The 24175-nt window shown below is 37.2% G+C and carries 22 protein-coding genes; 9 read left to right on the top strand and 13 right to left on the bottom strand.

Annotation, left to right across the window (positions count from 1 at the left end; all coding sequences use genetic code 11):
- Nucleotides 1-18 precede the first annotated feature (18 nt).
- The 3 genes from ACODR7_RS15160 to ACODR7_RS15150 all read right to left on the bottom strand — a co-directional run bounded on the left by ACODR7_RS15160 (nucleotide 19) and on the right by ACODR7_RS15150 (nucleotide 3217).
- On the bottom strand, nucleotides 19-1104 hold the full coding sequence (locus ACODR7_RS15160; protein ID WP_488840286.1) for a 2Fe-2S iron-sulfur cluster-binding protein: 1086 nt from the start codon (nucleotides 1102-1104) through the stop codon (nucleotides 19-21).
- Nucleotides 1104-2420 carry a phenylacetate--CoA ligase family protein gene (locus tag ACODR7_RS15155; protein WP_488840284.1) on the bottom strand — a complete coding sequence of 439 codons (1317 nt, stop codon included), beginning with the start codon at nucleotides 2418-2420 and terminating at the stop codon, nucleotides 1104-1106. The genes ACODR7_RS15160 and ACODR7_RS15155 overlap by 1 nt, the downstream gene beginning before the upstream one ends.
- Nucleotides 2421-2638: 218 nt before the next feature.
- The gene (locus ACODR7_RS15150) at nucleotides 2639-3217 is read right to left on the bottom strand and encodes a TetR/AcrR family transcriptional regulator (protein WP_076596881.1); all 579 of its coding nucleotides are present in this window, start codon (nucleotides 3215-3217) and stop codon (nucleotides 2639-2641) included.
- A 369-nt stretch (nucleotides 3218-3586) separates the two neighbouring features.
- On the opposite strand from ACODR7_RS15150, the gene clpB reads away from it, so the two are divergent.
- From clpB to ACODR7_RS15105, 9 genes are all read left to right on the top strand, one after another.
- On the top strand, nucleotides 3587-6181 hold the full coding sequence (clpB, locus tag ACODR7_RS15145; protein ID WP_488840281.1) for an ATP-dependent chaperone ClpB: 2595 nt from the start codon (nucleotides 3587-3589) through the stop codon (nucleotides 6179-6181).
- Between the two features lie 138 nt (nucleotides 6182-6319).
- Entirely contained in the window at nucleotides 6320-6472 is a 153-nt protein-coding gene (locus ACODR7_RS15140) for a hypothetical protein (protein ID WP_168802051.1), read from the top strand.
- Nucleotides 6473-6672: 200 nt separating this feature from the next.
- Nucleotides 6673-7206 (top strand): hypothetical protein, encoded by a 534-nt coding sequence (locus ACODR7_RS15135; RefSeq protein WP_488840279.1) that lies wholly within the window; start codon nucleotides 6673-6675, stop codon nucleotides 7204-7206.
- Nucleotides 7207-7233: 27 nt separating this feature from the next.
- Nucleotides 7234-7878, top strand: a complete 645-nt coding sequence (locus ACODR7_RS15130) for a hypothetical protein (RefSeq protein ID WP_488840277.1) — start codon at nucleotides 7234-7236, stop codon at nucleotides 7876-7878.
- A gap of 32 nt (nucleotides 7879-7910) precedes the next feature.
- Entirely contained in the window at nucleotides 7911-8642 is a 732-nt protein-coding gene (locus tag ACODR7_RS15125) for a sensor histidine kinase (protein WP_488840275.1), read from the top strand.
- On the top strand, nucleotides 8639-9280 hold the full coding sequence (locus ACODR7_RS15120; RefSeq protein WP_488840273.1) for a response regulator transcription factor: 642 nt from the start codon (nucleotides 8639-8641) through the stop codon (nucleotides 9278-9280). Before ACODR7_RS15125 ends, ACODR7_RS15120 begins: the two co-directional genes overlap by 4 nt.
- 248 nt (nucleotides 9281-9528) lie before the next feature.
- Nucleotides 9529-10533 (top strand): zinc metalloprotease, encoded by a 1005-nt coding sequence (locus ACODR7_RS15115; protein ID WP_488840271.1) that lies wholly within the window; start codon nucleotides 9529-9531, stop codon nucleotides 10531-10533.
- Between the two features lie 446 nt (nucleotides 10534-10979).
- Nucleotides 10980-11993 (top strand): zinc metalloprotease, encoded by a 1014-nt coding sequence (locus ACODR7_RS15110; protein ID WP_488840269.1) that lies wholly within the window; start codon nucleotides 10980-10982, stop codon nucleotides 11991-11993.
- A gap of 108 nt (nucleotides 11994-12101) precedes the next feature.
- Nucleotides 12102-13487: a phosphatase PAP2 family protein gene (locus tag ACODR7_RS15105; RefSeq protein ID WP_488840267.1), complete on the top strand. Its 1386-nt coding sequence runs from the start codon at nucleotides 12102-12104 to the stop codon at nucleotides 13485-13487.
- Nucleotides 13488-13523: 36 nt separating this feature from the next.
- On the opposite strand, the gene ACODR7_RS15100 is transcribed toward ACODR7_RS15105, so the two are convergent.
- The 10 genes from ACODR7_RS15100 to ACODR7_RS15055 all read right to left on the bottom strand — a co-directional run bounded on the left by ACODR7_RS15100 (nucleotide 13524) and on the right by ACODR7_RS15055 (nucleotide 24066).
- Nucleotides 13524-15389, bottom strand: coding sequence for a M1 family metallopeptidase (locus ACODR7_RS15100; RefSeq protein WP_488840265.1), 1866 nt, complete (start codon nucleotides 15387-15389; stop codon nucleotides 13524-13526).
- A gap of 276 nt (nucleotides 15390-15665) precedes the next feature.
- Nucleotides 15666-16493 carry an endonuclease/exonuclease/phosphatase family protein gene (locus tag ACODR7_RS15095; RefSeq protein ID WP_488840263.1) on the bottom strand — a complete coding sequence of 276 codons (828 nt, stop codon included), beginning with the start codon at nucleotides 16491-16493 and terminating at the stop codon, nucleotides 15666-15668.
- Nucleotides 16494-16559: 66 nt separating this feature from the next.
- A complete protein-coding gene (locus ACODR7_RS15090) occupies nucleotides 16560-16763 on the bottom strand; it encodes a hypothetical protein (RefSeq protein ID WP_488840261.1) in 204 nt (67 codons plus the stop codon).
- On the bottom strand, nucleotides 16760-18022 hold the full coding sequence (locus ACODR7_RS15085) for a S8 family peptidase (protein ID WP_488840259.1): 1263 nt from the start codon (nucleotides 18020-18022) through the stop codon (nucleotides 16760-16762). Before ACODR7_RS15085 ends, ACODR7_RS15090 begins: the two co-directional genes overlap by 4 nt.
- Nucleotides 18023-18033: 11 nt before the next feature.
- The gene (locus ACODR7_RS15080) at nucleotides 18034-18612 is read right to left on the bottom strand and encodes a hypothetical protein (RefSeq protein WP_488840257.1); all 579 of its coding nucleotides are present in this window, start codon (nucleotides 18610-18612) and stop codon (nucleotides 18034-18036) included.
- Nucleotides 18612-19307, bottom strand: a complete 696-nt coding sequence (locus ACODR7_RS15075) for a hypothetical protein (protein WP_488840255.1) — start codon at nucleotides 19305-19307, stop codon at nucleotides 18612-18614. The genes ACODR7_RS15080 and ACODR7_RS15075 overlap by 1 nt, the downstream gene beginning before the upstream one ends.
- Before the next feature lie 16 nt (nucleotides 19308-19323).
- On the bottom strand, nucleotides 19324-20211 hold the full coding sequence (locus ACODR7_RS15070) for a DUF2589 domain-containing protein (RefSeq protein WP_488840253.1): 888 nt from the start codon (nucleotides 20209-20211) through the stop codon (nucleotides 19324-19326).
- A gap of 361 nt (nucleotides 20212-20572) precedes the next feature.
- Nucleotides 20573-22513 (bottom strand): M1 family metallopeptidase, encoded by a 1941-nt coding sequence (locus ACODR7_RS15065; protein ID WP_488840251.1) that lies wholly within the window; start codon nucleotides 22511-22513, stop codon nucleotides 20573-20575.
- 84 nt (nucleotides 22514-22597) lie between these two features.
- Entirely contained in the window at nucleotides 22598-23479 is an 882-nt protein-coding gene (locus tag ACODR7_RS15060; RefSeq protein ID WP_076596899.1) for an SDR family oxidoreductase, read from the bottom strand.
- A 176-nt stretch (nucleotides 23480-23655) separates the two neighbouring features.
- On the bottom strand, nucleotides 23656-24066 hold the full coding sequence (locus ACODR7_RS15055) for a DUF1573 domain-containing protein (protein ID WP_488840248.1): 411 nt from the start codon (nucleotides 24064-24066) through the stop codon (nucleotides 23656-23658).
- Between the last annotated feature and the right edge of the window lie 109 nt (nucleotides 24067-24175).

Genomic DNA, 24175 nt, shown 5'->3' with positions numbered 1-24175 from the left:
GCACATTTTCAAATTGAATTAAACATCATAATTTAGCATCACCACATTGGTTGTAGGGTGACACTGGCAGGTAAGAACGAAGCCTCTGGCTACTTCTTCTTCGGTAAGCGCATAGTTTTTCTCCATGAAAACCTCTCCTTCCAGAACCTGTGCCTTACACGTACAGCAAACGCCTCCTTTACATGCGAAAGGAACCGGAAGCTGATCTTTCAATGCTTTATCTAAGATACTCTCTTTTTTAGAATTAAGGTGGAACGAATATTCATCATCATCAATGATTACTGTTACCATGCTTTCAATATTGGCAATCGCCTTGAATTCATCACTCATTTCCTCCGTATTTTCTTCATCCGGAGCAGTGAAATATTCAAATAAAACCTGAATAGCAGGTACTTTTTTATCTTTTTTCAGATAGTCTGCAATTCCTTTAATCATTTCTGAAGGACCACAAATAAAATAAGTAGCTTCTTTTACATCAATATCTGTATATCTTTCAAATAGCTGCTCCAGTTTTTCAGCAGAAATTCTTCCTTCGAAAACAGGATCTTCATGCTTTTCACGGCTTACTAAATAAACAACTTTCAATCTGCCGTTAAAAGATTCTGCCAATTTATCAATTTCAGCTTTCTTCATCACGTGATTCATACTTCTGTTGCTGTAGAACAGATAAGCATTTGAATTCGGTTCCTGATAAAGGCTTTCTTTAATATTGGACAAAACAGGGGAAATTCCGCTTCCTGCAGCCAGCCCCACATAAGTTTTCACGTTTGTAGGGTGATAAGAAGTATTGAAACCACCCATAGGAGGCATTACTTCCAGCAATTCATCCATATGAAGATGTTCGTTGAAATAACCGGATACTTTTCCGCCTTCAAGCAGCTTCACCAATACTTCCAGTGTGTTGCCTTTTTCACTGGGAGCATTACAGATAGAGTAAGAACGTCTTTCTTCATTTCCGTTGATCATCATTCGGAAATTCAGATACTGTCCTTGTTTAAACCTGAACTTGTCTTTCAGTTCTTCAGGAATTTCTACCGCCACATTCACTGCTTCGGAAGTATCTTTCTGAACTTTAACTGTTTTAAGTTTATAAAATGAATTCATTATTTTTTTAGTATTCTATTAATTTTTCCACCTTCGCACTTCGGCAAACTGTCCTGGGCATGAACTTTCACTTTCGTAGTAATTCCTACCCTCTTTTTTATTTCGTTTTCTATATTTTTTCCAAAGTTCCCGACAAAATTAAAATAATCATCGGTATTGGCTTCCATTTTCTGAGACTTTACCAGGTCATCGTCTATTTCAACATCAATATCCAAAGCGATACACATCTGTTCTTTCTCTACAGGTGTAAGATAGTAGTTAGGAACTACTCCCTTTACATAAGAAAAAGCATCTTCTATCTGACTTGGATATACATTCACTCCTCTTACGATCAGCATATCATCTGCTCTTCCTACGATAGGTTTCATCTTCACCATTGTCCTTTTGCCACTTTTATCGTAATAAAGGCTGGTGATATCGTTCGTCCAGTACCTTAAAAGAGGCATTGCTTTTTTGGTTAAAGTGGTAACGACCAATACACCTTCTTCTCCAAAAGGAACCGGCTGTTGGGTAACCGGATCTAAAATCTCAGGATAAAAATGATCTTCCCAGATATAAGCGCCTCCCTTCTCTTCGAAATCCTCCATGGAAACTCCCGGGCCGATAATTTCACTTAAACCATAAATATTGGTTGCATGAACACCTAATCTTTCTTCAATGTGTCCTCTGATAATTTCCGTCCATGGTTCTGAACCCAGCACTGCATACTTTAGACTGATTTCGTCTGCAGAAATTCCTCTTTTTGTAAATTCATCTGCAATGGTTAAAGCATATGAAGGAGAACAGCAGATCACCTCCGGTTTAAAATCTACAATCAGATCTACCTGTCTTGCCGTCATCCCTCCCGAAATAGGAAGAACACTCATTCCCAGCATTTCAGCTCCGTAATGAAGACCTAAACCTCCTGTAAAAATCCCGTAACCATACGCATTATGCAGCTGCATTCCTGGTCTTGCTCCTGCGGCATGTAAAGATCTTGCCACCACTTCACTGAAAAGGTCTACATCTTCTTTCGTATATCCTACCACAGTCGGTTTTCCTGTCGTTCCGCTTGAGCAGTGAATCCGCTGAAGCTCACTTTTAGGAACGGTAAATAATCCGAACGGATAGTTATCCCTTAAATCCTGCTTGTAAGTAATAGGAAGTTTAGTGATATCTTCAATCGACCTTATATCCTGAGGAGATATTTGTAATGCATCAAATTTCTTTTTATAAAATTCCGACTTCTCCCCCAAATAGCTGATCAGGCTGATCAACCGGTCGGATTGAAGCTGTCTCAACTGATCCAGCTCCAGATATTCAACTGAAAAATCCATAAAACTAACTAACATTTGTTAGGTGTAAATTTAAAAAGATTTTGGAAGCTGGCAAAATTTTTATGACTTTTGTCATATTTTGAATGATTCTAAATAAGAAGGATCATTCAAATGATGCTCACTGTCATTCTGAGCGGAACGAAGTGGAGAGAAGAATATTTTAAAAATTCACACTCTATTAAGAGATTCTTCCTTCGCCAGAATGAAAGGCGAAGTGCTTATTTTTTTTGGTTTCCTAATAACCCGAAAAGAATTTTCTCCCTTATTTCGTCGGTAATTTCATCAGTGGAATCGCTGCTTCTTTTGAACCAGAAATAGGAGTTATTTAAAGTATGCAGAATAAATCTTGTGGTAAATGACGGAGATTTTAACTCCCAGTTTTCGGCTTTATAGATTTCGGAAATCAGTTCCTCAACTTCCTGTTGGTAGTTTTTTCTTAATTCTACAAATTCCGGAAGTCTTTCTTCAAGATGTTTCCATTCATTGGAATAGATATGGGTAACATCACGGTTTTTAAGAACAACAGAAAGGTGTTTATCCAATAGCAGGTTCAGCTTTTCCTTCGGTGCAACAGCTGTATTTTTTACTTCCTGAAGTTCATCGAAAAACTCCTGAGCAATGCCAAAGCAAATCCATTCCAGAATTTCTTCCTTTGAACGGATATGGGCGTACAGTGATGCCGCTTTGATATTGAGTTTCGTAGCAAGATCTCTTACTGAGCTTCCCATATATCCTTTCTCTTTGAAAAGTTCTACTGCTACGTTGAGTATTTTTCTTTGTTTTTCTTTTAGTTCCATCTGGTAAAATGCAAAAGTAATTATTCTGAATTAAACTGTTCATTTTTTGCTCAGAAAAAGAAAAAGACGCTTTATTTTCATTGTAATTATTAGGATAATTTACTCTACTATGACTATTTGTTCATGAATTTCAAAGAAATAATTGCAAAACCGGAAAATTTGTCAAGTTAAATTTCCGTTAAAAATACAATATTCGGAAAATTTGTCCTATTTTTTTGTAAATTTAATAATTGAACAGTTTTTGCGATACACTCATCGAATAAATGATTAAATAATTGATGGCATTAAGAAACTGAGCCTTAGAATTTGGTTTCTTGATGTTTTTAAAAAATAAACTTAATACAAACCATTACTAAAAATATAAAAGATATGAACTTAAACCAATATACTGTAAAATCGCAGGAAGCCATCCAGGCAGCACAGCAGGTTGCTATGGAATTGGGCAACCAAAGTATCGAACCTCAACATCTCCTTGAAGGAATCTTCCAGGTGGATGAAAATATATCGCCTTTCTTACTGAAAAAATCTGAAGCAGATGCCAATTTGGTAAGAGAGCGCAACCGTGAAAATTTAGAGAAACTTCCAAAAGTGCAGGGAGGAAACATTTATCTTTCTCAATCTGCCAACAAAGTACTGCTGGACGCCCCCAATATCGCAAAGAAAATGGGTGACGAATATGTAACGATTGAACACTTATGGTTATCTCTGCTGGAAACTTCTTCTGAAGTATCCAAAATGCTGAAAGATATGGGCGTAACCAAAAACCTGCTGGAAGGCGCTATCAAAGAATTAAGAAAAGGAAGCAAAGCCACTTCTGCAAGTTCAGAGGAAACGTATCAATCCTTAAATAAATATGCTAAAAACTTCAACGAGTTGGCGGCAGAAGGTAAACTGGATCCTGTCATAGGGCGTGATGAAGAGATCAGAAGGGTTTTACAGATCCTTTCCAGAAGAACTAAAAATAACCCGATCCTTATCGGAGAACCCGGTGTGGGTAAAACTGCAATTGCTGAGGGAATTGCTCATAGAATTATCAGCGGTGACGTACCGGAAAACCTGATGGATAAAACATTGTTCTCACTGGATATGGGAGCTTTAATCGCCGGAGCCAAATACAAAGGTGAATTTGAAGAGCGTCTGAAATCTGTTGTGAATGAAGTGATCAAATCAGACGGACAGATCATTCTTTTCATTGACGAGATCCACACTTTGGTAGGAGCCGGAGGCGGTGAAGGAGCAATGGATGCAGCTAATATCTTAAAACCAGCTTTGGCAAGAGGAGAATTAAGAGCCATTGGCGCTACTACGCTGAACGAATATCAAAAGTATTTTGAAAAAGATAAAGCGTTGGAAAGACGTTTCCAGAAAGTAATGGTGGAAGAACCGGATACTGAATCTGCAATTTCTATCCTTCGTGGTATTAAAGATAAATATGAGGCTCACCATAAGGTAAGAATTAAAGATGAGGCAATCATTGCTGCTGTGGAAATGTCTCAAAGATATATTTCAGACCGTTTTTTACCGGATAAAGCCATCGATCTTATTGATGAAGCTTCTGCAAAGCTTAGAATGGAAATCAATTCAAAGCCGGAAGAACTGGACGTTCTGGACAGAAAATTAATGCAGCTGGAAATTGAATTAGCCGCCATTTCAAGAGAAGGAAATCAGACCAAGATTGATCACCTTAAAGAAGATATTGCTAAAATTTCTGAACAGAGAAATGAAATCAATGCCAAATGGCTGAAAGAAAAACAGAAAAGTGAAGATCTTACCCAGATCAAAAAAGATATTGAATCTCTGAAACATGAGGCAGAAAGAGCTTCCAGAGCAGGAGATTATGCCAAAGTAGCAGAAATCCAATATGGAAAACTTCGTGAAAAAGAGGAAGAGCTTGCCAAAGTGGAACTTGAAATGCAAAATCATCAGAATGAACTGATCAAAGAAGAAGTTACGGCAGAAAATATCTCCGAGGTGATTGCTAAATGGACAGGTATTCCTGTAACCAAGCTGCTGCAGTCTGAAAGAGATAAGTTATTGAATCTTGAGGCTGAACTGCACCACAGAGTGGTTGGACAGGACGAAGCCATCCAGGCGGTGACAGATGCGATCAGAAGAAACAGAGCCGGTTTGAGCGATGATAAAAAACCTATCGGATCATTCTTATTTCTCGGAACAACAGGGGTTGGTAAAACCGAACTGGCAAAAGCACTGGCAGAATTCCTGTTTGATGATGAAAACAATATGACCAGAATTGATATGAGTGAATATCAGGAACGTCACAGTGTGTCAAGATTGGTAGGAGCGCCTCCGGGATATGTAGGATATGATGAAGGAGGACAGTTGACTGAAGCTGTAAGAAGAAGACCTTATTCCGTAGTGCTTTTAGACGAAATTGAAAAAGCGCATCCGGATGTTTTCAATACATTGCTTCAGGTTTTGGATGACGGACGTCTGACGGATAATAAAGGGCGGGTGGTGAATTTCAAAAATTCTATCATCATCATGACCTCCAATTTAGGTTCACATCTGATTCAAGAGAATTTTGAGAATCTTACGGAGGAAAATCAGGATGAAATTGTGGATAAAACAAAAGACGAGGTCTTTGATCTTTTGAAACAGACTCTGCGTCCGGAATTCCTGAACAGAATTGATGAAATTGTACTCTTCCAGCCTTTAAGAAAGAAAGAAATCGGAAAAATTGTTCAGTATCAGTTGAGAGGATTCAATGAAATGTTATCTAAACGAAACATTATTATGACTTTCACTCAGGATGCCGTAGATTATCTGATGAATAAAGGATATGATCCAGCCTTCGGAGCAAGACCACTGAAGAGAGTAATTCAGCAGGAAGTTTTAAACAAACTGTCTAAAGAAATCCTTGCAGGAAAAGTAAACGATGGAGACCGAATTACTCTGGATTACTTTGTAGAAACAGGTTTGGTTTTCCGACCTACCGAACAGTAAAATAGTTTTTTTTCATATACATTATTTTTGTGAATAAGTGTTGCAGATTTGATCTGCGGCACTTATTTTTTTACTTTTTATCCTAATTAAGTGAAATAAACTTACCTTTACGATACTAATAACTAAAACAGAATCAATATGAAAAAACTTAAAAGAAACGATTTAAGGAAAATTGACGGCGGCCTTATCGCTCCTGTCATTATGTGTGACGAAAATATGAACTGCCCTGCCAATCTGTGCTGCACTTCAGGATACATTTGCAGGGACTGGAGAAAATATCCATGTATTTAAAGAAAAACGGGGAAATATACTTTCTCCGTTTTTTTATAGAATGAATTGAATTTTCTTTATCATAAATTGTTATTTTTCACATACAATCCGTAAAATCCCGGTAAAAATAACAGTGTAATTCCCAATTCGTGAATACATTTTCTCGAATATTTTTTACGAGATTTGCATATTAATTGAGTTTTACCGTAAACTACTAAGCTATGAATACAGAATCAAACAATCCATTACAACCTGGAACCATGTCAAATGGTCTTATCCAGGCTCTGATCGACAATTACCGTCAAAATCACCTCAATGCTATCAATAACGCTTTAGGAATAGATGATGCTCATTCCATCTGGTTTGACCTTCCGAAATTAAAAAACTTTATTGCTAAAATTGAAGAAGAAGCTGCAAAAGTAAATCCTTCTGCTTCTGAGGAAGATCTGGGAATCAGATTTTATTATGCCACTTATCCGAAACAGGAAAACTGGTCTATCATGGACTCTCACCCTGTTCCTGTTGAATATGCCGGAAAACACACCCTGGTAATGATTCCAACATTGAAAAAAGCCGATGAAACAGGGGAACTTATTGATTATGATTTCAATCCTTTTCAGAGTGCTGATGGCAAACCTTTAGCATTAAACGCGCGTTCTGCCAAAGGTATTGGAGAAGATGATGATGACACAGGTCTTGGAGAAAATAATGGAATACTTGTTCCACCAAAAGCTCCATTAGGTGAGTCTTTTTAATTGTAAATGTAATATATTTAGAACTGTATGACAGAATTCCAGGAATTTGCACAAAAAAGTCTGCTTTGGGCTGAAGGACTTGCTGCAGTCATAGCCATTTTCCATTATAACCGTTTAAAAGAACAACATTGGAAACTTTTTGTGTTTTATCTGGTATTTATTTTTCTTGGGGAAGCTTATGGCAAGTGGGGAAGCTTTGTGCATTTTACCAAAGCTCAGTACTATAACTACCTTTTAATGCCAATTCAGTTCGTATTCTTTTACTGGTTATATGCTGCAAAATCTTTAGGAAAGCCAAAATTATTTTGGATAATATCCATTTTATATCTGCTTTCATTTATTCCCAACGAATTATATTTTTCCAAAAGTAAAATTGTATTTGCATTCAACTATACTTTTGGATGTCTTATTTTGATGCTTTTGGTAATAATGGAGTATTACAAACAAATTACTTCACAAGAAATTCTCAATTTCAGTAAAAACAAAATGTTTTATATTAATCTTGGGATTACACTATCATATATAGGAACATTGCCTTTCATGTCATTTTTATCACTTCTGGTAAAATACAAGGAAATTTGGGACATATATTTTAGCTATTTTCTGATCTCAGTTTCAGTAATGTATATTTTATTTGCAAGTTCATTTATATGGGGAAAACAGAGCTCTTAATAGTTATTATTCTATTCAATATACTTTTTGTAATGTTTGTAACGGCAGTTTTGGTCTATATCAGAAGCTACAAACAACGCAAGAAGGAACACGTGAATGAAATTGAAAGAAAAAATGAACTTCATCAGAGAGAGCTCCTTTCTACCCAATTGGAAATTCAGCAGGCCACGATGCAGCAGATCGGAAGAGAACTGCACGACAACATTGGCCAGAAACTTACCCTCGTAAGTCTTTATGTACAGCAGATGCTTTATGAAAATAAGGTATCCGAGGCAAGTGAAAGAATTGATCAGGTTTCGCAGATTATCAATCAATCTCTGCAGGATCTTAGAAGCTTGTCAAAAACGTTAACGGATGACAATATCAACCAGAAGGAAATTGTAACTTTGATACAGGAAGAAGTAGATAATACCAATTCCTTTAAAAAATGTCATGTAAGTTTTGAACACAATTTTAAACAACTGGATTTAGGTTTTGTTCATAAAAATGTCCTTCTCAGAATTACTCAGGAATTTATTCAGAACAGTATAAAACATTCCCGTTGCAAAAATATTTTTATCAGCCTTAATACTTCAGAAGATATTCTTTGGGAACTTGATATTCGTGATGATGGAATCGGTTTCGATACTTCCCAGATCAAATCCAATGGAATAGGTATTACCAATATGAAAAACAGAGCTGAAATCATAGGTGCAGGTTTTCATATGGAAAGCCAGGAAAATAGGGGAACTCATATCAATATTATCTTAAAAAAACAGTCATGAAAAAAACTATTGTCATTGTTGACGACCATATACTTATTGCTAAAGCTCTGGAAGGAATTATTGGTAATTTCAGTGAATTTGAAGTGATCTATGTAAGTGAAAACGGGAAAGATCTTATCCAGAAATTTGAAGAAGGCAACCCGATTCCTGATATTATTCTTTTAGATATCAGCATGCCTATTATGGACGGTTTTGAAACGGCAGCATGGCTTACAAAAAACCATCCTGATATTAAAATTATGGCACTCAGTATGCAGGGAGATGATAACAGCGTAATTAAGATGATCAAGAGCGGAGCAAAAGGCTATCTGCTGAAAAACACCCATCCAAGAGATCTGGAAACCGCACTTACCAGAATTAACAGCGATGGTTTCTTTTACCCGGATTGGGCTTCCAAAATCATATTTTCCAATTTGAACAAAGAGACAGAAACTGAGATTGCAGTAAGAATTTCCGACAGAGAAAAAGAATTTCTGAAATACACAGTAACCGAACTCAGTTATAAGGAAATTGCAGACAGAATGTGCTGCAGCCCAAGAACAGTGGAAAGCTATCGTGACCAGCTTTGTGAAAAACTGGACCTTAAAACCCGCGTAGGGCTAGCTGTTTTTGCGATTAAAAATGGTTTTGCTAATTAAGTTTTATAGTGAAAAAATTCTACTAAAAATAAATTTAAACGAAATATATACATATATAATAATTAAAAACTAAAAACGAATCAGTAGAATTATTAAAAATGATTAAAATTCAATACATTTTAAAAATCAATAGAATTTAATCAAACAAACACACTAATCATTAGCAATAAATCAAATAAATAAAGAAATTACTTGCATATTAATTTTAAATAATATAATTTCACATCCTCAACCTAAATGATTTTGATATGAAAAAACTATTATTTGGAGCTTTTATGCTCAGTGTAATGGCTGCATGTAACAATGACAGCATCACCAATCAAAACGAAAGCACAACTGACGAAGCAGTAACTACCGCAAGCCTGGTTCAAAGGGGCTGTGCTTCTGAGGAAATCAGACAAGAAGCATTAAAAAGAAGCCCTGAACTCCAACAAAGATTTGCAGCATTAGAAACCAATACTGAAAAATTTGCCAATGATGTGAAGTTTGGAAAAGTTTTAGCTGATGGCTCTGTAGAAATCCCGGTTGTAGTGAATGTTATATACAAAACTACAGCAGAAAATGTTTCCGACGCAAGAATCGCTGAACAAATTGCAGTATTAAATGCTGACTATTCCGGTACCAACACTGATGCCAGCAAAATTCCAACTGAATTCCAGACGGTAAGCTCAGGAGATACAAAAGTAAAATTCAGACTGGTAAATACTGTTAGAAAATCTACTTCAAAAACCAGCTGGGCTACTAATGATGATATGAAAAAAGCCTCTAAAGGAGGAATTGATGCTACTAATCCTACCAATTACTTAAACTTATGGGTGGTGGGTAAAATGACTAGCCAGGGACGTACCATTCTTGGGTATGCCACTTTCCCTGAATCTGCAGGTTTATGGAATGACGGTGTTGTAATTGCCGCTCCATATTTTGGAAAGACGGGAGCTTCTTCACCTTTCAACCTGGGAAGAACCGCTACACATGAGGTAGGCCACTACCTAAACCTAAGACATATCTGGGGAGATGCAAATTGTGGAAACGACCAGGTAAGTGACACGCCTACACAAACTACAGCAAATTATGGAAAACCTTCTTACCCGTTATACAATACTTGCAGCGGCGTACAAAGATCTGTAATGTTTATGAATTACATGGATTATGTAGATGATGCTGCTATGTTTATGTTCTCTGCAGGACAAAAAACAAGAATGCAGTCTGTAGTAGCTTCTTCTGGTGCAAGATCCGGATTAAGAGTATATTAAAATTATAATCCTTTTACATATTTGAAATCTGTCTCAATTCTGAGACAGATTTTTTTGTCTCCTACCTTGTTCTCATTTCAGAAATACAAATAATAATGAAAAATATTGAAATCAGATCTGCCATTGGACCTACTGGAATAATCTGCTAAAAAAATAAGTGGCTTCTGACTTGTTTTAAAAAAACATTTCAGTCCGATTTATTATAAAAAATATTCTATAAAAACAGCAAAACGATAAAACTATTTACACTAAAAATACATTTAAATATGAAAATATAAAATAAGTGACTGATTTTAACCAAATTCAATACATCAAACATTTAAATGATTTTAATTCAATTAAAACAATAATAAGTTGCATATTTATTAAGTATTTTAACGAATAGCTTGCATATTAATTTCAAATACTATAATTTCACACCCTCAACCAAATTATATTATAACGATATGAAAAAATTCTTATTTGGAGCCCTGATTCTGGGCCTCATGTCGGCGTGCAACAACGACAACTTAACTCATCAAAACGAGACTTCTCCGGATCAGGAAAATACTGTTCCAAGTGCTCTTAAAAGAAGCTGTCCGTCAGAAGAAATCAGACAAGCAATGCTTCTGAAAAACCCTGCACTTAAGCAAAAAATAGCTGATATTGAATTCAGTACTGAAAAATTTGCAGAAAATCTTAAAGTAGGAAAAGTGTTAGCAGATGGAACTGTTGAAATCCCAGTAGTTTTTAACGTAATTTACAACACTTCTGCTCAGAATGTTTCTGATGCAAGAATTGCAGAACAAATTGCAGTCCTAAATGCCGATTATGGAGCAACCAATTCCGATATCACGAAAATTCCTTCTGCATTTCAGCCAGCCGCAGCAGGTGATGTAAAAATCCGTTTCAAATTAGTAGCAACCAACCGCAAGCAGAGTACAAAGACAGGCTGGAGATCTGACCTGGAACAGATGAAAAAGGCCAGCACAGGAGGAATTGATGCCACTGATGTAACAAAAAACATGAATATCTGGGTTGTCAATTCAATCCTTGATGAAAACAACCAACCTGGAACCTTAGGCTACGCTTATTATCCTGAACATGCTGGGCAATGGTATGATGGTCTTGTCATAGGATATCAGTATATAGGTAAAACAGGTGCTTCTGCTCCGTTCAATTTAGGAAGAACAGTAACACATGAAGTAGGACACTACCTAAACCTTCCGCACCTTTGGGGATCATCTGATGCAGGATGCCAGACAGATTACTCTAATGATACCCCTACATCTCCCGGCCCTAACTACGGAAATCCTACTTATCCTCTGAACAGAGTTTGCGGAGGGGTAAGCCGTTCTCAGATGTTCATGAACTACATGGATTATGTGGATGACAAATCTATGGTTATGTTCTCTGCCAACCAAAAAACAAGAATGCAGGCTGTAGTAGCAGCATCTGGACCAAGAGCAGGGTTAAGGTAATCAGAAAACTCAGTTAAAATATTATAATAATATTAAAATAGTCTATCTCAATTTTTGGGATAGATTTTTTTAATATTTTTACGCGATTTAAATTTCAATACCACCAAGATGAAAAAAATAGCATTAGCATCCGGAATACTATTGCAATTATGCTGTATCAAAGCACAGGATACCATTCAATCCCGAAATCTCAAGGAAGATCTGGCAGCCATCAATTCAGGGTATACTATTCAGGAGAAAACTCCTTTTTTCCAAAAAGAATGGGTAAAAAAATCAGTAGCTCCAGCCATTCTTTTTACTGCAGCCGCAGCAACGTGGGGAGAAAAAGAAAATATTCGAGAGGTAAGAAACCGATATCTTCCCAACTTCAAAGTCAAATATGATGATTATCTGCAATACGCTCCTTCTGTAGCTGTTTACGGATTAAAGCTGGCAGGTGTAAAAGGTCGTAACAATATTGGACGAGCTACTTTATCTTATGGTACAAGTTTAGCCATCATGGCAATTTTAGTTAATTCTATTAAGTATACAGCAAAAGTGGAACGTCCGGATGGATCCAAAAACAATTCTTTTCCATCAGGACATGCTGCTATGGCGTTTACCAATGCAAGCTTTCTCCACAAAGAATATGGTTTGGTAAATCCGGCCTACAGTATTGCCGGATATGGTTCTGCTACTCTTACAGGACTTGGAAGAAATTTAAATAACAGACACTGGGTTCCGGATATCCTTGCCGGTGCCGGTATCGGGATTATATCAACAGAACTGGGGTATTTTTTTATTGACAAAATTTATAAAAACAAGGGTGATAATTTAAGTATGTTATCCAGAATACAGGGTAACGATTACCCATCTTTTCTTGCGCTAAAAATGGGGACTGCTTTAGGGACAACCAACTTCCTGAAAGAATCTGAACTGGATGATAAAAAACAAATAGGTTTTGAGGGCGGACTGGAGGGCGCTTATTTCTTTTCAAAAAAATGGGGTGTGGGTGCCGATATATCCTTCAGCAGCTTCCCTATTAAATCTCAAAGAATAACATTAGATGACGGGCAGGACTTTGGTGATCATGAAATCAAAACACAATCCATGGGATTTCTTTCTGCCGGCATAGGACCTTATTTTTCTCATGAAATATCAGATAAATGGCAGCTTACGGTAAAGGTTACCGGAGGATACGCTGCTACTGCCAGTGGAAAAGTATTTGTAAGAGGAGAGGATATTGATACTCCCAACCACGAGCTTCAGATAGCCAGCTACAAACCAAAACCAGCTTTCCGGTGGAATACAGGCGCTTCTATGACCTACAAGTTCAATCCGGGATTAGGTCTTACTTTCTATACGGATTACAATCAGATTAATTCTACTATCCGCTATTACTTCAGCGATGATATTAAGGAAAGTGCTGAACTGGATCAGGAACTGAATAACCTGATTGCTAAAGAAAAAATCAATTATATTACACTAGGTTTACGATTGACTGCCTATTTTTAAAAACAAGAAAGCCTTCAGAATCTGAAGGCTTTACTTTTATAAGCTTTTACGGTTGTCATCCGGAGTATAATCCATAAAAATATCTCCGTCCAGCTGTACCGATTTTATTTTTTTCTTAATAGGAATTACAAGGTCAGTCAGTTTCTGATCTTTTTCCCAAACTGAAGGTGAAAAATGGAGTTTTTCTGTTGTTCCGTCATCATACGATAATAGAGCATCAAACGGAATGGCAAAGCCTCCTACATTCGCAACATTAATGGTAAGCATGTCATTCATCTGGGATGCACCTGTTACTTTTAAGTCAATATAATTATTGGTATAAAACCAATTCTGAAAAAACCAGTTCAGGTTTTTTCCAGAGCCTGTATTCATAGAATTGAAATAATCCCAGGGCACAGGATGTTTCCCGTTCCAGTTATCCATGTAGTGATGTAATGCTTTTTTGAAGAGTTCATCTCCTAAATAATCTTTCAGCGCCAGATAAGACAATGAAGATTTTACATAAGAGTTGTTTCCATATCCGGCACCGCTTACCTGTGTACTCATGGTAATTACTGGTTGATCCTGTTCTGCAGAAGGATCATTGATCCATCTTTTAACACGGAAATTTTTGTAAAATTCCTTGGCAGCCGCTTCTCCGTTTTCATCAATACCTATAAGATATTCCAGCGTGGTTGCCCAGCCTTCATCCATAAATGCATATCTGGTTTCATTGATTCCCATATAAAAAGGGAAATACGTATGGGCAATTTCATGATCTGCCGTAAGCCTTGCATCATTAAGATCATCAGGAATACTGGTATCATTAATCATCATAGGATATTCCATATCTGCGTATCCCTGGATAGCCGTCATGACGTTGTAAGGATATTCCACGCCCGGCCAGTTTTTTGAGAACCAATCCAGATTGTAGCGCATCCAGTCTACATAATGTTCAAAATCTTTAGCTCCGTTTTTATATCCGGCCTGAACACTGGCTCTTTTTGTTTTTAACTGAACACTGGCCGCATCCCACACATAATGGTTACTCATCGCAAAACAGAAATCTGTAATATGGCTGGCTTTAAATTTCCAGACATTCCACTTATTCTGCCTGGTTACTTTTCCTGATTTCATTTCCTGCTCTGTAGCGATATGCATCAGTTTATCACTTTTCAGAGAAGCTTTATATCTTTTTAAATATTCGGGCTGAAGGACAGCTTCCGGATTCAGAAAATCTCCGGTTGCCCAGACTACATAATTTTTCGGTGCGGTGATGGCAAAACTGTAATCATTGAAATCATTATAAAACTCCTGTCTGTCTGAGTGCTGCAGCATATCCCATCCATTGTAATCATCATACACGGAAATTCTCGGAAAAGAGTATGCCACATAAAATGTTTCAGGATCAATCTGCCCTTCTCTTCCACTCTGAACTGATAATGGATATTCCCACTCTATTTTAACCTCAGCTTTTGATTTGGATTTTAGAGCTGATTTTAATTTTACTTTTTCAACAGTACTCCAATCATCACTGTTGATCTCATATTTTACATTGTTTACCGTAAAAGATTTAATTTTCAGTCCTGACGAAAGGAAATCCTTAGATACAAAACCAGATCTTGGCGACTGCGGCTTGTGAAGGTTATTCACAAATCGAATAGCCAGTTCATTCAGATGATCCGGGCTGTTGTTGGTATAAACAATGGTTTCTTTTCCGGAAACTACTTTTGTAGCAGCATCTACTCTCACCTCTACATTATACACTCCTTTATTCTGCCAGTAGTTTTTTCCTGGCGCTCCGGAGATATCACGTGTTCCTCTTTCATACGCTTTTTTGATATTCCTCGGCATATACAATTCCTGAGCTGACAATTGCAGTAAAGAAACTGCGATCAGCATCCCGGAAAAAATTTTCTTCATAGCGATCTTTTTAAAGACAAGTGTCAAAAATAACGAAAATACACTATCAGAAGACTATTATTTCACGACAATATTTCACGACAATTAACTTTTTAATTAAAATACTCTACAATCTATCATGCTCAGCTGTCTTCTTAATTGTTTTTGCATTTTTAACCGATTGATTTCCAAAGTTGAATTTCAATGAAAATCTTTGTGAAAACAGTGATCCCAAAATAAAAATCCAATCCCTGAGAGGAATTGGATTTGAAGTCGATTTTCCAACCAACTGATTTTTTATAGGGAAAGATTCACAATCACCGGAAAATGGTCTGATGGATACAACAGATTTTCTCTTCTGTCATTAATATGTCTGTGAGATCTGATCTTAAAACCTTGTGTAAAAATATAATCGATTCTGTCTTTCGGGACTTCATTCACATTGAAGCCTGTGAATGTTCCTACCGGGCCATAATGTTTCGTTTCTGAATGATAAAAAGTATCTTTCATATTCTGGGAAAGAATTTTAATCGGTTCGGAATCATCTGTCAGGTTAAAATCTCCGCTCAGCGTTACCGGAAGATTTTTTGGATTCAGCTCTTTGATTTTTTTCAGGATCAGTTCGGAAGATTTTACTCTTGCCACATTTCCTACATGATCAAAATGAAGATTCATTGCCAGAAATTCTTTCTTGGATTTTTTATCTTTAAATACAGCATAGGTACAGATTCTGTTCAATGCGGCATCCCAGCCTTTTGAAGGTTTTTCCGGAGTTTCAGATAACCAGAACGTACCGGATTTTACAATTTGTAGCTTGTTTGTATCATAAAAGATGGCAGAAAACTCTCCTTTTTCTTTTCCGTCATCTCTTCCTACGCCTACATAATTATAGTTCTTCAATCCTGTTTTAATATCTTTCATCTGTTCCGGAAGGGCTTCCTGTACTCCGAAATAATCCGGATGATAATAGGTCAGTAAATCAGCAACATCCTGTTTCCTTTTTGGCCAGGCATTGTCTTTATCCGACTCTACGTTCAGTCTGATATTAAAACTCATCACGGTAAGGTCTTGTGAAAATCCTAATGCAAAAAACATCAGAAACACCATTGAAAATCTGAAATTCATATGTTATTTTATCAGTAAGAGACAAAAATAAAACTTCTCTGCGACAGAAAAGCTTTATTGATGTGATTATATTGTTAAATTATCTTTTTCTTCTTCTATAGATATAAAATACTCCTGAAATTCAGACTCCAAAACCGGCAACTGACTTTCAAGCTTTACCACTCCTATGGTTTTGTAGTGAGCAGCCAGTTTTATGCCTTTATTTTTGAGGAGAACTTCAAGCTTTTTTAAATTTATATCTTTCTTTAAAACTGCGAGGTAAGTGATCATACGTATATCTGTATTAAACCGTTTCCAATATCTCTGTATTTTATGCCTTCAATAGGTCTTGCCTTCTTTTCAATCAGTTCCCAGATCTCTTTTGCTGATTTATCGGGAAACTGTTCCATATACAATGCTGCAAGCCCGGAAACATGCGGTGCTGCCATACTTGTACCACTCATGCTGTAGTACAAATTACTTTTATTTTTTGCATTTTTAGGATAGGAACTGATAATATCTACCCCTGGAGCACAGACATTGATATTTCCTCCTGCAGATGGATTAATTCCTGCGTTTGAGAATCTGGCAATCTTCATTTGGCTATCAATAGCACCAACAGCCATAATAGATTTTGAATTGGCCGGCATGGAAACAGGCTGTGGAATCTGCGGCCTGTTGCTGTCATTGCCTGCAGCTGCTATAATAAGACAGTTATTTTCCAACGCTCTTTCTCCAATGGTTTCAAAAAGAACGGAAGGCTGATCATCAAGTTTCGCCGGAGATGCCAGCGAAAGGGACAGAATTCTGAATTTCTTTGAAATGGCCCAGTCTATCGCATCAATCACACTGCTGGTAGTTCCTCTTCCGTTGTCTGCGAGCACTTTTGCTATTTTCAGATTGCAATCTCTGGCAATTCCGTAGCGCTTTCCTGTATCACGTCTGGTATTTCCTGCAGCCACTCCTGCACAGTGTGTACCATGTCCGTTGGGATCTCTGTTCCAGTCTTCACCATCTATAAAAGATTTTCCTTCAATAACCTCAGCGGAAAAATCCGGATGGGAAGTTTCAAGTCCGGTATCGAGAATGCAGACATCAATCCCTTTTCCGGTGTAGCTGGTATTTTCCAGCCCAATAGCTTTTAATCCCCATTCCATTTCAACGAATAATTTTTGAGGCAAAGGTTTGCTGGTTATGTATTTTTCAAGTTCTGAGATTTTTTCTGCAAGCCCTGCAGACTGTTTTTTAAGTTCGTTAATCAGCTGCAATTCATCAGCAGAGAAAAATTCTCTTTCTTTTTCGTAGTACACAATAGAATTTGATTCATCTTTTACTGCGCTCTTCAATTGATCTTCATCCATATTTTCCACCACCAATACCCCAAGATTTTTATAAAGTACACCATTGTCTTTGTCAATGACGTCATAAGAACGGTTTTCTTTGGAGAGAAATTCTGAAGAAGTAATACTCACTTCCAGTTCTTTCTCTATTTTTTTGAGCGAATTTTTCTGCTGATCCTGAAGCAGAACAATGTATCTTCCGGTTTCCATAATGGTCTTTTTTAAATTAATTTCAGAAATATTTTTTCCAGAATGATGAAGATATCTTCCGGAATGATGGAAAGTCTGAGTTTTTTATTAATTCCGGATATGGCCGCATTCTGTACAACGAGTGAGTTCCAGAAGCTTTCAATTTTTGGTACGGAATTCATTTCTTTCAGTTTTCCGTCATCCAAAATTCCGTTCTGGTATAATGAGACAACAACCCCGGAAATAAGTTCTTCCGCATCATTAAGCTTCTTGTTTTCCTTCGTATATATTTCCATCAGAATATTATAAATACTTTCTATCCCGTTGAATGAAAACCCTCCCAGAAGTTCTCGTCTTCCGGACACTATTTTCTCCATTTTAATAGGATTAAAGCCTCTTTTCACAGTCGCAATCATATTCATAATTTTCAAAACTTCAGATTCATAGCTGGTGTTTCCTTTGGTACGAAAATATTCCAGGACTTCGTTGAGAAATCTATCAAAACGGGTATCAAAGTCAAATGATTTTGACAGATATAAGGACTGAACTTCATTGAACTGTTCCAGAAGCTCCTTAATTTTCTGTACTGTAAAGTGAATAAGTTCCTGCATTACTCAAAAGTTATCTGTTCTATTTCATTACCGTCTTTGTCTTTATAAGACACAATTCTGATTCCTTCTTCCTCCATTTCTACATGGAGGTTGATGAATAACTTGTCTTTATCTTCCGCTGCACTGGTATTGGGATCTATGTAAATATTATTCAGCTTGGCATTCACCAGGGTATATTTATTCAGCAGAACTTTTGAAAAAATTTCTTTCAATTCATCAGTTTCCTCTTCTGTTCCTTCCTGCGGTCTGAAGATCCCTGAATTTAAAAGCTGCATTTTATTTCTGAGATCCAGTTTGAGCACTTCATTGGCTGGGAGCTGCCCGAATTTCTGATCATTTTTTTCCAGTTTACTGAACAGGGTTTTGAATTCTTCAGTCTGAAGCTGTCTCTTGCTGATTTCGGGAATATTAAATTTCTTCTCCCTATTCACCAGACGGATTCTTTCATTTATTTCTGTAACGAACTGATCCTGATTCAGTTTAAAATTATATTTGGAATCTGAATCAATATCCGTGATTTTAATCGGGATATCCATCTTTACACTTGGCAGGGCATATCTCGGAACCTTAAAATATTTAAGGTATTCATGACGGGCATATTCTTTGGCAATAAGAACTGCGTTTTCGTCTGCTTTTTTACGAGCCTGAATTATCTCGTTGTTGAGATAATCCAGGTAATCTGATAGTTTTATCATCTTTCGTAAAATCTAATTATTGTGAAAGAAGTCCAAGCACTTTTTCAAGTCCGGCAGGCATTTCGTCATTGGTTGCACGTACTTTTACGCCAAGAGAATATTCTTTTTCCACTTTGATTCCCGTACTGGAAGTTCTCTTATAGGATACATCCACTTTGAATTTTACAGGTCCCCATCCTCCGGAAACTCCGGCATTGATACCAAATTCATCACTTACGTCTTTGGTGTATGTGGAATTAAGCTTAACATTAAAGTCTACTTCACAGGTTTCAATTCTGAAGCTTGGGACATTCAGCAGCGCAATAAAAGGCACTGAAATTTCCACATCATCAGGAATGGTTTTTGGGTTGGTTGCACTTACCGGCTCATCTTCCTTAAAATCCGGGTTCGGAATATTTTTTTTGTATTTGAATTCTGCCATTCTCAGTTTTTTCGCACTATTCGGGTTGTTGGAATCCGTAAGCTCAAAACCTACTTCGTTGATAAAATTAACAGTGGCAATAGAGGCATTAGACTGTGCTTTTACACAGGCATCCAAAGGTCCGCCAATGATAGTAGCAAAATCAATACTTCCTAATTCTGCAGCAAAATCTGCGCTGGCAGCATCAGAGGTTCTGAAAATCTCTTCATCAGCAGCCATTCTACCGGCAATCAGTTTCATGATCTCAGAAGAGGCACCGGAGAAAGATTTTTCCCATTTTTCATCATAGTTCTTTTTGAATTCATCTACTATAGTTAACAATTCTTTGTTCGTCAATGAACTCAATTCTGAAGTCTCAATTCCTGATACTTTTTCGTACACTGCAGGAGTAAGCACTTTTTCTACTCCTGATAAAAGATCAATTAACTCATTTTTTGTTTTTTTGGCGTGGCTTGCTTCAAGCACTGATTTTAATGTTTCCATGTTGTTTTTGTTTTAAATTAATATTGTACGACAAAATTATATTGCCGACCCCCCAAACATTGCAGGAGAACCCCTTCACTTATACCGGAAAAACACCCTAAAATAAAAAGCCTGAACTTACCGATGGTAAGCTCAGGCTTTTGTGATGTATATTGCGGATGTTTATTTTATATAAACAAAGATGATATGAATTCTTCTTATTCTAAAGTAAGCTAAGAACGCAACAAGTTGCTAATGAAGCTATATGGTTATGCGTTCGCTTAGAAAGAATCAATTTCATTGATTCCATCCTTTGCTCTCTTAAAAATATTACAGTATACAAATGAAAGCTTTGCGTTAAATTTAAATAGATCCAACATTTTTATGACGGTTTACGGCTATTGTTTTCCAGATTGACATCAGGGACAACAGAATTCGGGTCCAGCTTTACCTCATCTATTTCCTTGTTAGAATCTACCTTGAATGTCCATTCAGTATTTCTTTTCCAGACTTCAACAGGAATTTTCACCACCTGTGCAGTTCCATCTTTGAATTTCAACTGTACAGTAGTAGGCATCGGCATTTGTCCAATATTTTCAACGGTAATCTGAACTCCGTTTTTAAAGTCTCCGTTGATGTATTTTACGTTTTTAACAGCCTGATCAATTTTCCATTTATTAAAGAACCATCCTCTCCAGAACCAGTTCAGTTCCTCTCCGGAAACATTTTCCATGGTATGGAAAAAATCCCAGGGAGTAGGATGTTTAAAAGCCCAGCGATCTATATAGGTTCTGAATGCTTTGTCAAACTTTTCAGGACCCAGAATTGCTTCTCTTAAAACCTCTAATCCTGTTCCCGGTTTAAAATAAGCCAAAGCACCAATGCTTCTTTCTTTCATATTGTCCGGTCCTACCATTACAGGTTCCAGACTGTCTGTCAACAGATACATTCCTGATCTTGCCAGATTCGGTTTACGGTAATATTCTCCTTTATTGAAAGCTTCGGTGGAAAGTCCGTTGATGAATGTGTTAAACCCTTCATCCATCCATGCGAAGAGTCTTTCATTAGATCCTACGATCATGGGAAACCAGTTGTGTCCGAACTCATGGTCTGTAACGCCCCAAAGATCTTCTCCTTTGGAGTCCATATGACAGAAAACAATTCCTGGATATTCCATTCCGCCCTCATTTCCTGCTACATTGGTGGCAGCCGGATAGGTGTATTCATACCATTTTTTTGAATAATGCTCTATAGCAGCTTTGGTATATTCTGTAGACCTTCCCCATGCTTTTTCACCCGCACTTTCTGCCGGATAAGCCGAAATAGCCAAAGATTTCTTTCCACTAGGTAAATTTATTTTTGCTGCATCCAAAATAAATCCGGCAGATGATGCCCATGCAAAATCTCTGGTCTGATTAATTTTAAATTTCCAGGTCTTTGTACCGGAAGTTTTATTTTTACCGATTTCAGATTCAGGACGGATCATTACTGTTTTATCACTGTTTCTTGCCTCATTCCATCTGTTAATTTCTTCTTTACTATACACTTCTTTCTCATTCAGAAGTTCTCCGGATGCCACTACATAATGATTGGCAGGAACTGTAATATTGGCTGTGATATTTCCATATTCCAAATAGAATTCCGAAGCTCCAAGGTAGGGTAATGTATTCCATCCTAAAACATCATCGTATACGCACATTCTCGGATACCACTGTGCCATGGTAAATATTTTACCGTTTTTAGTATCCTGTATTCCCATTCTGTCTGATCCATAATCAGGAGAAATAAAGGAATACTCAATTTCTATTTTGGTAACCCCTCCATTGGCTTTCAGCTCTTTGGGAAGATCAATCTGCATTCTCGTATCGGTAATGGTGTATTTTACATCTTTCTTACCATCCAGTTTGACTGATTTAATGGTATATCCGCCGTTCAACTCTTCACCATGAGCTCCATTTCGGCTTCCGGAAAGCGGAACTACTCCATTTCCTCTGGAGTCTTTCGCAAACAGGTTCTGATCAAGCTGCAGCCACAAAAAACCTAATTGATCCGGACTGTTGTTGGTATAGGTAATTTCTGCCGTTCCTGTAATTTCTTTTTTAGCTTCATTCAGGCTGACATTCAAATGATAATCTGCTGAATTCTGCCAGTAAGCATGTCCCGGCTGTCCGCTTGCAGAACGGGTTGCTGTACCTGTCTGCGGATAAAAGAATGGCTTAAATGCTTCTACGTAATCGTATTTCGGAGTTTGCTGTGCATATGCAGATCCTGAGAAGAGGACAACTGCAAGTGTCGAAACAAGCGTTGGAAGTTTAAAATTCATTTGAAAAAGTATTATTTAGTGTATAGGTAAAAAAAACTCCCGGATTTGTTACACATCCGGGAGTTTTTTTACTATAAGTTTAATTTAATTTGATTTTTTGGCTTTTATCATGGCTTCCAAAGCATCCCACATTTCTTTAGGAATTGCTTCAAGCATATTGAATTCGCCGGCACCCTGAAGCCACTCGCCACCATCAATGGTTACCACTTCCCCATTCATATACGCTGAATAATCAGAAACCAGATAAGCAGCAAGGTTGGCAAGCTCCTGATGCTCTCCTACTCTTCTCAACGGAACTTTTTTCTTCATATCAAATTTCTCCTGAAGATCTCCGGGAAGAAGTCTGTCCCAAGCTCCTTTTGTAGGGAAAGGTCCTGGTGCAATGGCATTGAAACGGATTCCGTATTTTGCCCATTCTACAGCTAATGATCTGGTCATCGCCAGAACTCCTGCTTTTGCACAGGCTGATGGCACTACATAGGCAGAGCCTGTCCATGCATAAGTGGTTACAATGTTCAGTACAGTTCCCGGTGTTTTAGAATCTATCCAGTGTTTTCCTACGGAAAGGGTACAGTTTTTTGTTCCTTTTAAAACAATATCGAGAATGGAGTCAAAAGCAGAGTGAGTCAGTTTTTCTGTTGGCGAAATGAAGTTTCCTGCTGCATTATTCAACAAAATATCAATCTTTCCGAATTCTTTCAGCGTTGCCTCTTTCATTGCTTCTACCTCTTCCCAGTTTCTTACATCACACGCTACGCAAAGCACTTTACCTCCGGTTTCATCTTCAAGTTCCTTAGCTGTGGTCTGCAGCTTTTCCAGATTTCTGGAAGTAATCACCACTTTAGCGCCCAGTTCAAGAAAGTATTTAGTCATCGCTTTGCCAAGACCGCTGCCGCCGCCTGTTACAATTGCTACTTTATCTTTTAGTGCACCTTCGCGCAGCATAGGTTGTGTATATAGACTCATAAAATATTTTTTCTTAAAAATACTAAATATTGAAATGCAATCCTTTAAAATGGATTGATAAATAATGCTACAAATAATTATTCTCTCCCTTTTTTTTAAAACTGGTAGACTTTTTTTAAATAAAATAGCCTGACAATTACTTACCAGGCTATTTTTATTTTGAAAAAAATAATGTATTAAGCTGTAACCACTCCTTTGAATGAAAGTGTCTTAGGAGTTTTGCTATCACTTGTAGTAACGTTTACAGTCTTCATAAACGGACCAGATGCTGCTGCATTATAGCTAGCTTCTACAAATCCTTTCTTCCCTGGCTGGATAGGTGTTTTTGTATAATCTGCAGTGGTACATCCGCATGAAGGAGCTACATTCTGAATAATGATTGGTTTTGAGCTTGTATTGGTAAATTCAAATCTGATCAACTTCGGCTTACCCTGAGGAATATTTCCTACATCAATAGATTCTGATTTCCATTTAATAGCATCTGCAACCATTTTCACAATGGATGGAGCATCTGCAGTCAATACATTAGCATAAAAAGGAGAGAATGCCAACACGGCCAAAAGAGCTGTAATTTTTAATTTTTTCATGAGTATACATTTTAATATTTGAAACTGATTATTTTCTTTGATATAGCAAATGTAAAGCAGACAATAATTACAACTTGTTAACCGATGTCTAACATTTGTTAACGAGTTG

It is taken from the genome of Chryseobacterium sp. FG46 (assembly GCF_057809135.1).
The sequence above is the reverse complement of the archived record's forward strand: the minus strand, read 5'-3'. Positions and strand labels throughout refer to the sequence as shown.

What these genes read in the sequence shown, in the direction of transcription:
- ACODR7_RS15140 (WP_168802051.1), top strand. Translation starts at nt 6,320, where the DNA reads ATGAAAAAACTTAAAAGAAACGATTTAAGGAAAATTGACGGCGGCCTT.
- ACODR7_RS15060 (WP_076596899.1), bottom strand. Translation starts at nt 23,479, where the DNA reads ATGAGTCTATATACACAACCTATGCTGCGCGAAGGTGCACTAAAAGAT.
- ACODR7_RS15120 (WP_488840273.1), top strand. Translation starts at nt 8,639, where the DNA reads ATGAAAAAAACTATTGTCATTGTTGACGACCATATACTTATTGCTAAA.
- ACODR7_RS15075 (WP_488840255.1), bottom strand. Translation starts at nt 19,307, where the DNA reads ATGATAAAACTATCAGATTACCTGGATTATCTCAACAACGAGATAATT.
- ACODR7_RS15095 (WP_488840263.1), bottom strand. Translation starts at nt 16,493, where the DNA reads ATGAATTTCAGATTTTCAATGGTGTTTCTGATGTTTTTTGCATTAGGA.
- ACODR7_RS15115 (WP_488840271.1), top strand. Translation starts at nt 9,529, where the DNA reads ATGAAAAAACTATTATTTGGAGCTTTTATGCTCAGTGTAATGGCTGCA.
- ACODR7_RS15085 (WP_488840259.1), bottom strand. Translation starts at nt 18,022, where the DNA reads ATGGAAACCGGAAGATACATTGTTCTGCTTCAGGATCAGCAGAAAAAT.
- ACODR7_RS15160 (WP_488840286.1), bottom strand. Translation starts at nt 1,104, where the DNA reads ATGAATTCATTTTATAAACTTAAAACAGTTAAAGTTCAGAAAGATACT.
- clpB (WP_488840281.1), top strand. Translation starts at nt 3,587, where the DNA reads ATGAACTTAAACCAATATACTGTAAAATCGCAGGAAGCCATCCAGGCA.
- ACODR7_RS15150 (WP_076596881.1), bottom strand. Translation starts at nt 3,217, where the DNA reads ATGGAACTAAAAGAAAAACAAAGAAAAATACTCAACGTAGCAGTAGAA.
- ACODR7_RS15135 (WP_488840279.1), top strand. Translation starts at nt 6,673, where the DNA reads ATGAATACAGAATCAAACAATCCATTACAACCTGGAACCATGTCAAAT.
- ACODR7_RS15065 (WP_488840251.1), bottom strand. Translation starts at nt 22,513, where the DNA reads ATGAATTTTAAACTTCCAACGCTTGTTTCGACACTTGCAGTTGTCCTC.
- ACODR7_RS15070 (WP_488840253.1), bottom strand. Translation starts at nt 20,211, where the DNA reads ATGGAAACATTAAAATCAGTGCTTGAAGCAAGCCACGCCAAAAAAACA.
- ACODR7_RS15055 (WP_488840248.1), bottom strand. Translation starts at nt 24,066, where the DNA reads ATGAAAAAATTAAAAATTACAGCTCTTTTGGCCGTGTTGGCATTCTCT.
- ACODR7_RS15125 (WP_488840275.1), top strand. Translation starts at nt 7,911, where the DNA reads ATGTTTGTAACGGCAGTTTTGGTCTATATCAGAAGCTACAAACAACGC.
- ACODR7_RS15155 (WP_488840284.1), bottom strand. Translation starts at nt 2,420, where the DNA reads ATGGATTTTTCAGTTGAATATCTGGAGCTGGATCAGTTGAGACAGCTT.
- ACODR7_RS15090 (WP_488840261.1), bottom strand. Translation starts at nt 16,763, where the DNA reads ATGATCACTTACCTCGCAGTTTTAAAGAAAGATATAAATTTAAAAAAG.
- ACODR7_RS15105 (WP_488840267.1), top strand. Translation starts at nt 12,102, where the DNA reads ATGAAAAAAATAGCATTAGCATCCGGAATACTATTGCAATTATGCTGT.
- ACODR7_RS15130 (WP_488840277.1), top strand. Translation starts at nt 7,234, where the DNA reads ATGACAGAATTCCAGGAATTTGCACAAAAAAGTCTGCTTTGGGCTGAA.
- ACODR7_RS15080 (WP_488840257.1), bottom strand. Translation starts at nt 18,612, where the DNA reads ATGCAGGAACTTATTCACTTTACAGTACAGAAAATTAAGGAGCTTCTG.
- ACODR7_RS15100 (WP_488840265.1), bottom strand. Translation starts at nt 15,389, where the DNA reads ATGAAGAAAATTTTTTCCGGGATGCTGATCGCAGTTTCTTTACTGCAA.
- ACODR7_RS15110 (WP_488840269.1), top strand. Translation starts at nt 10,980, where the DNA reads ATGAAAAAATTCTTATTTGGAGCCCTGATTCTGGGCCTCATGTCGGCG.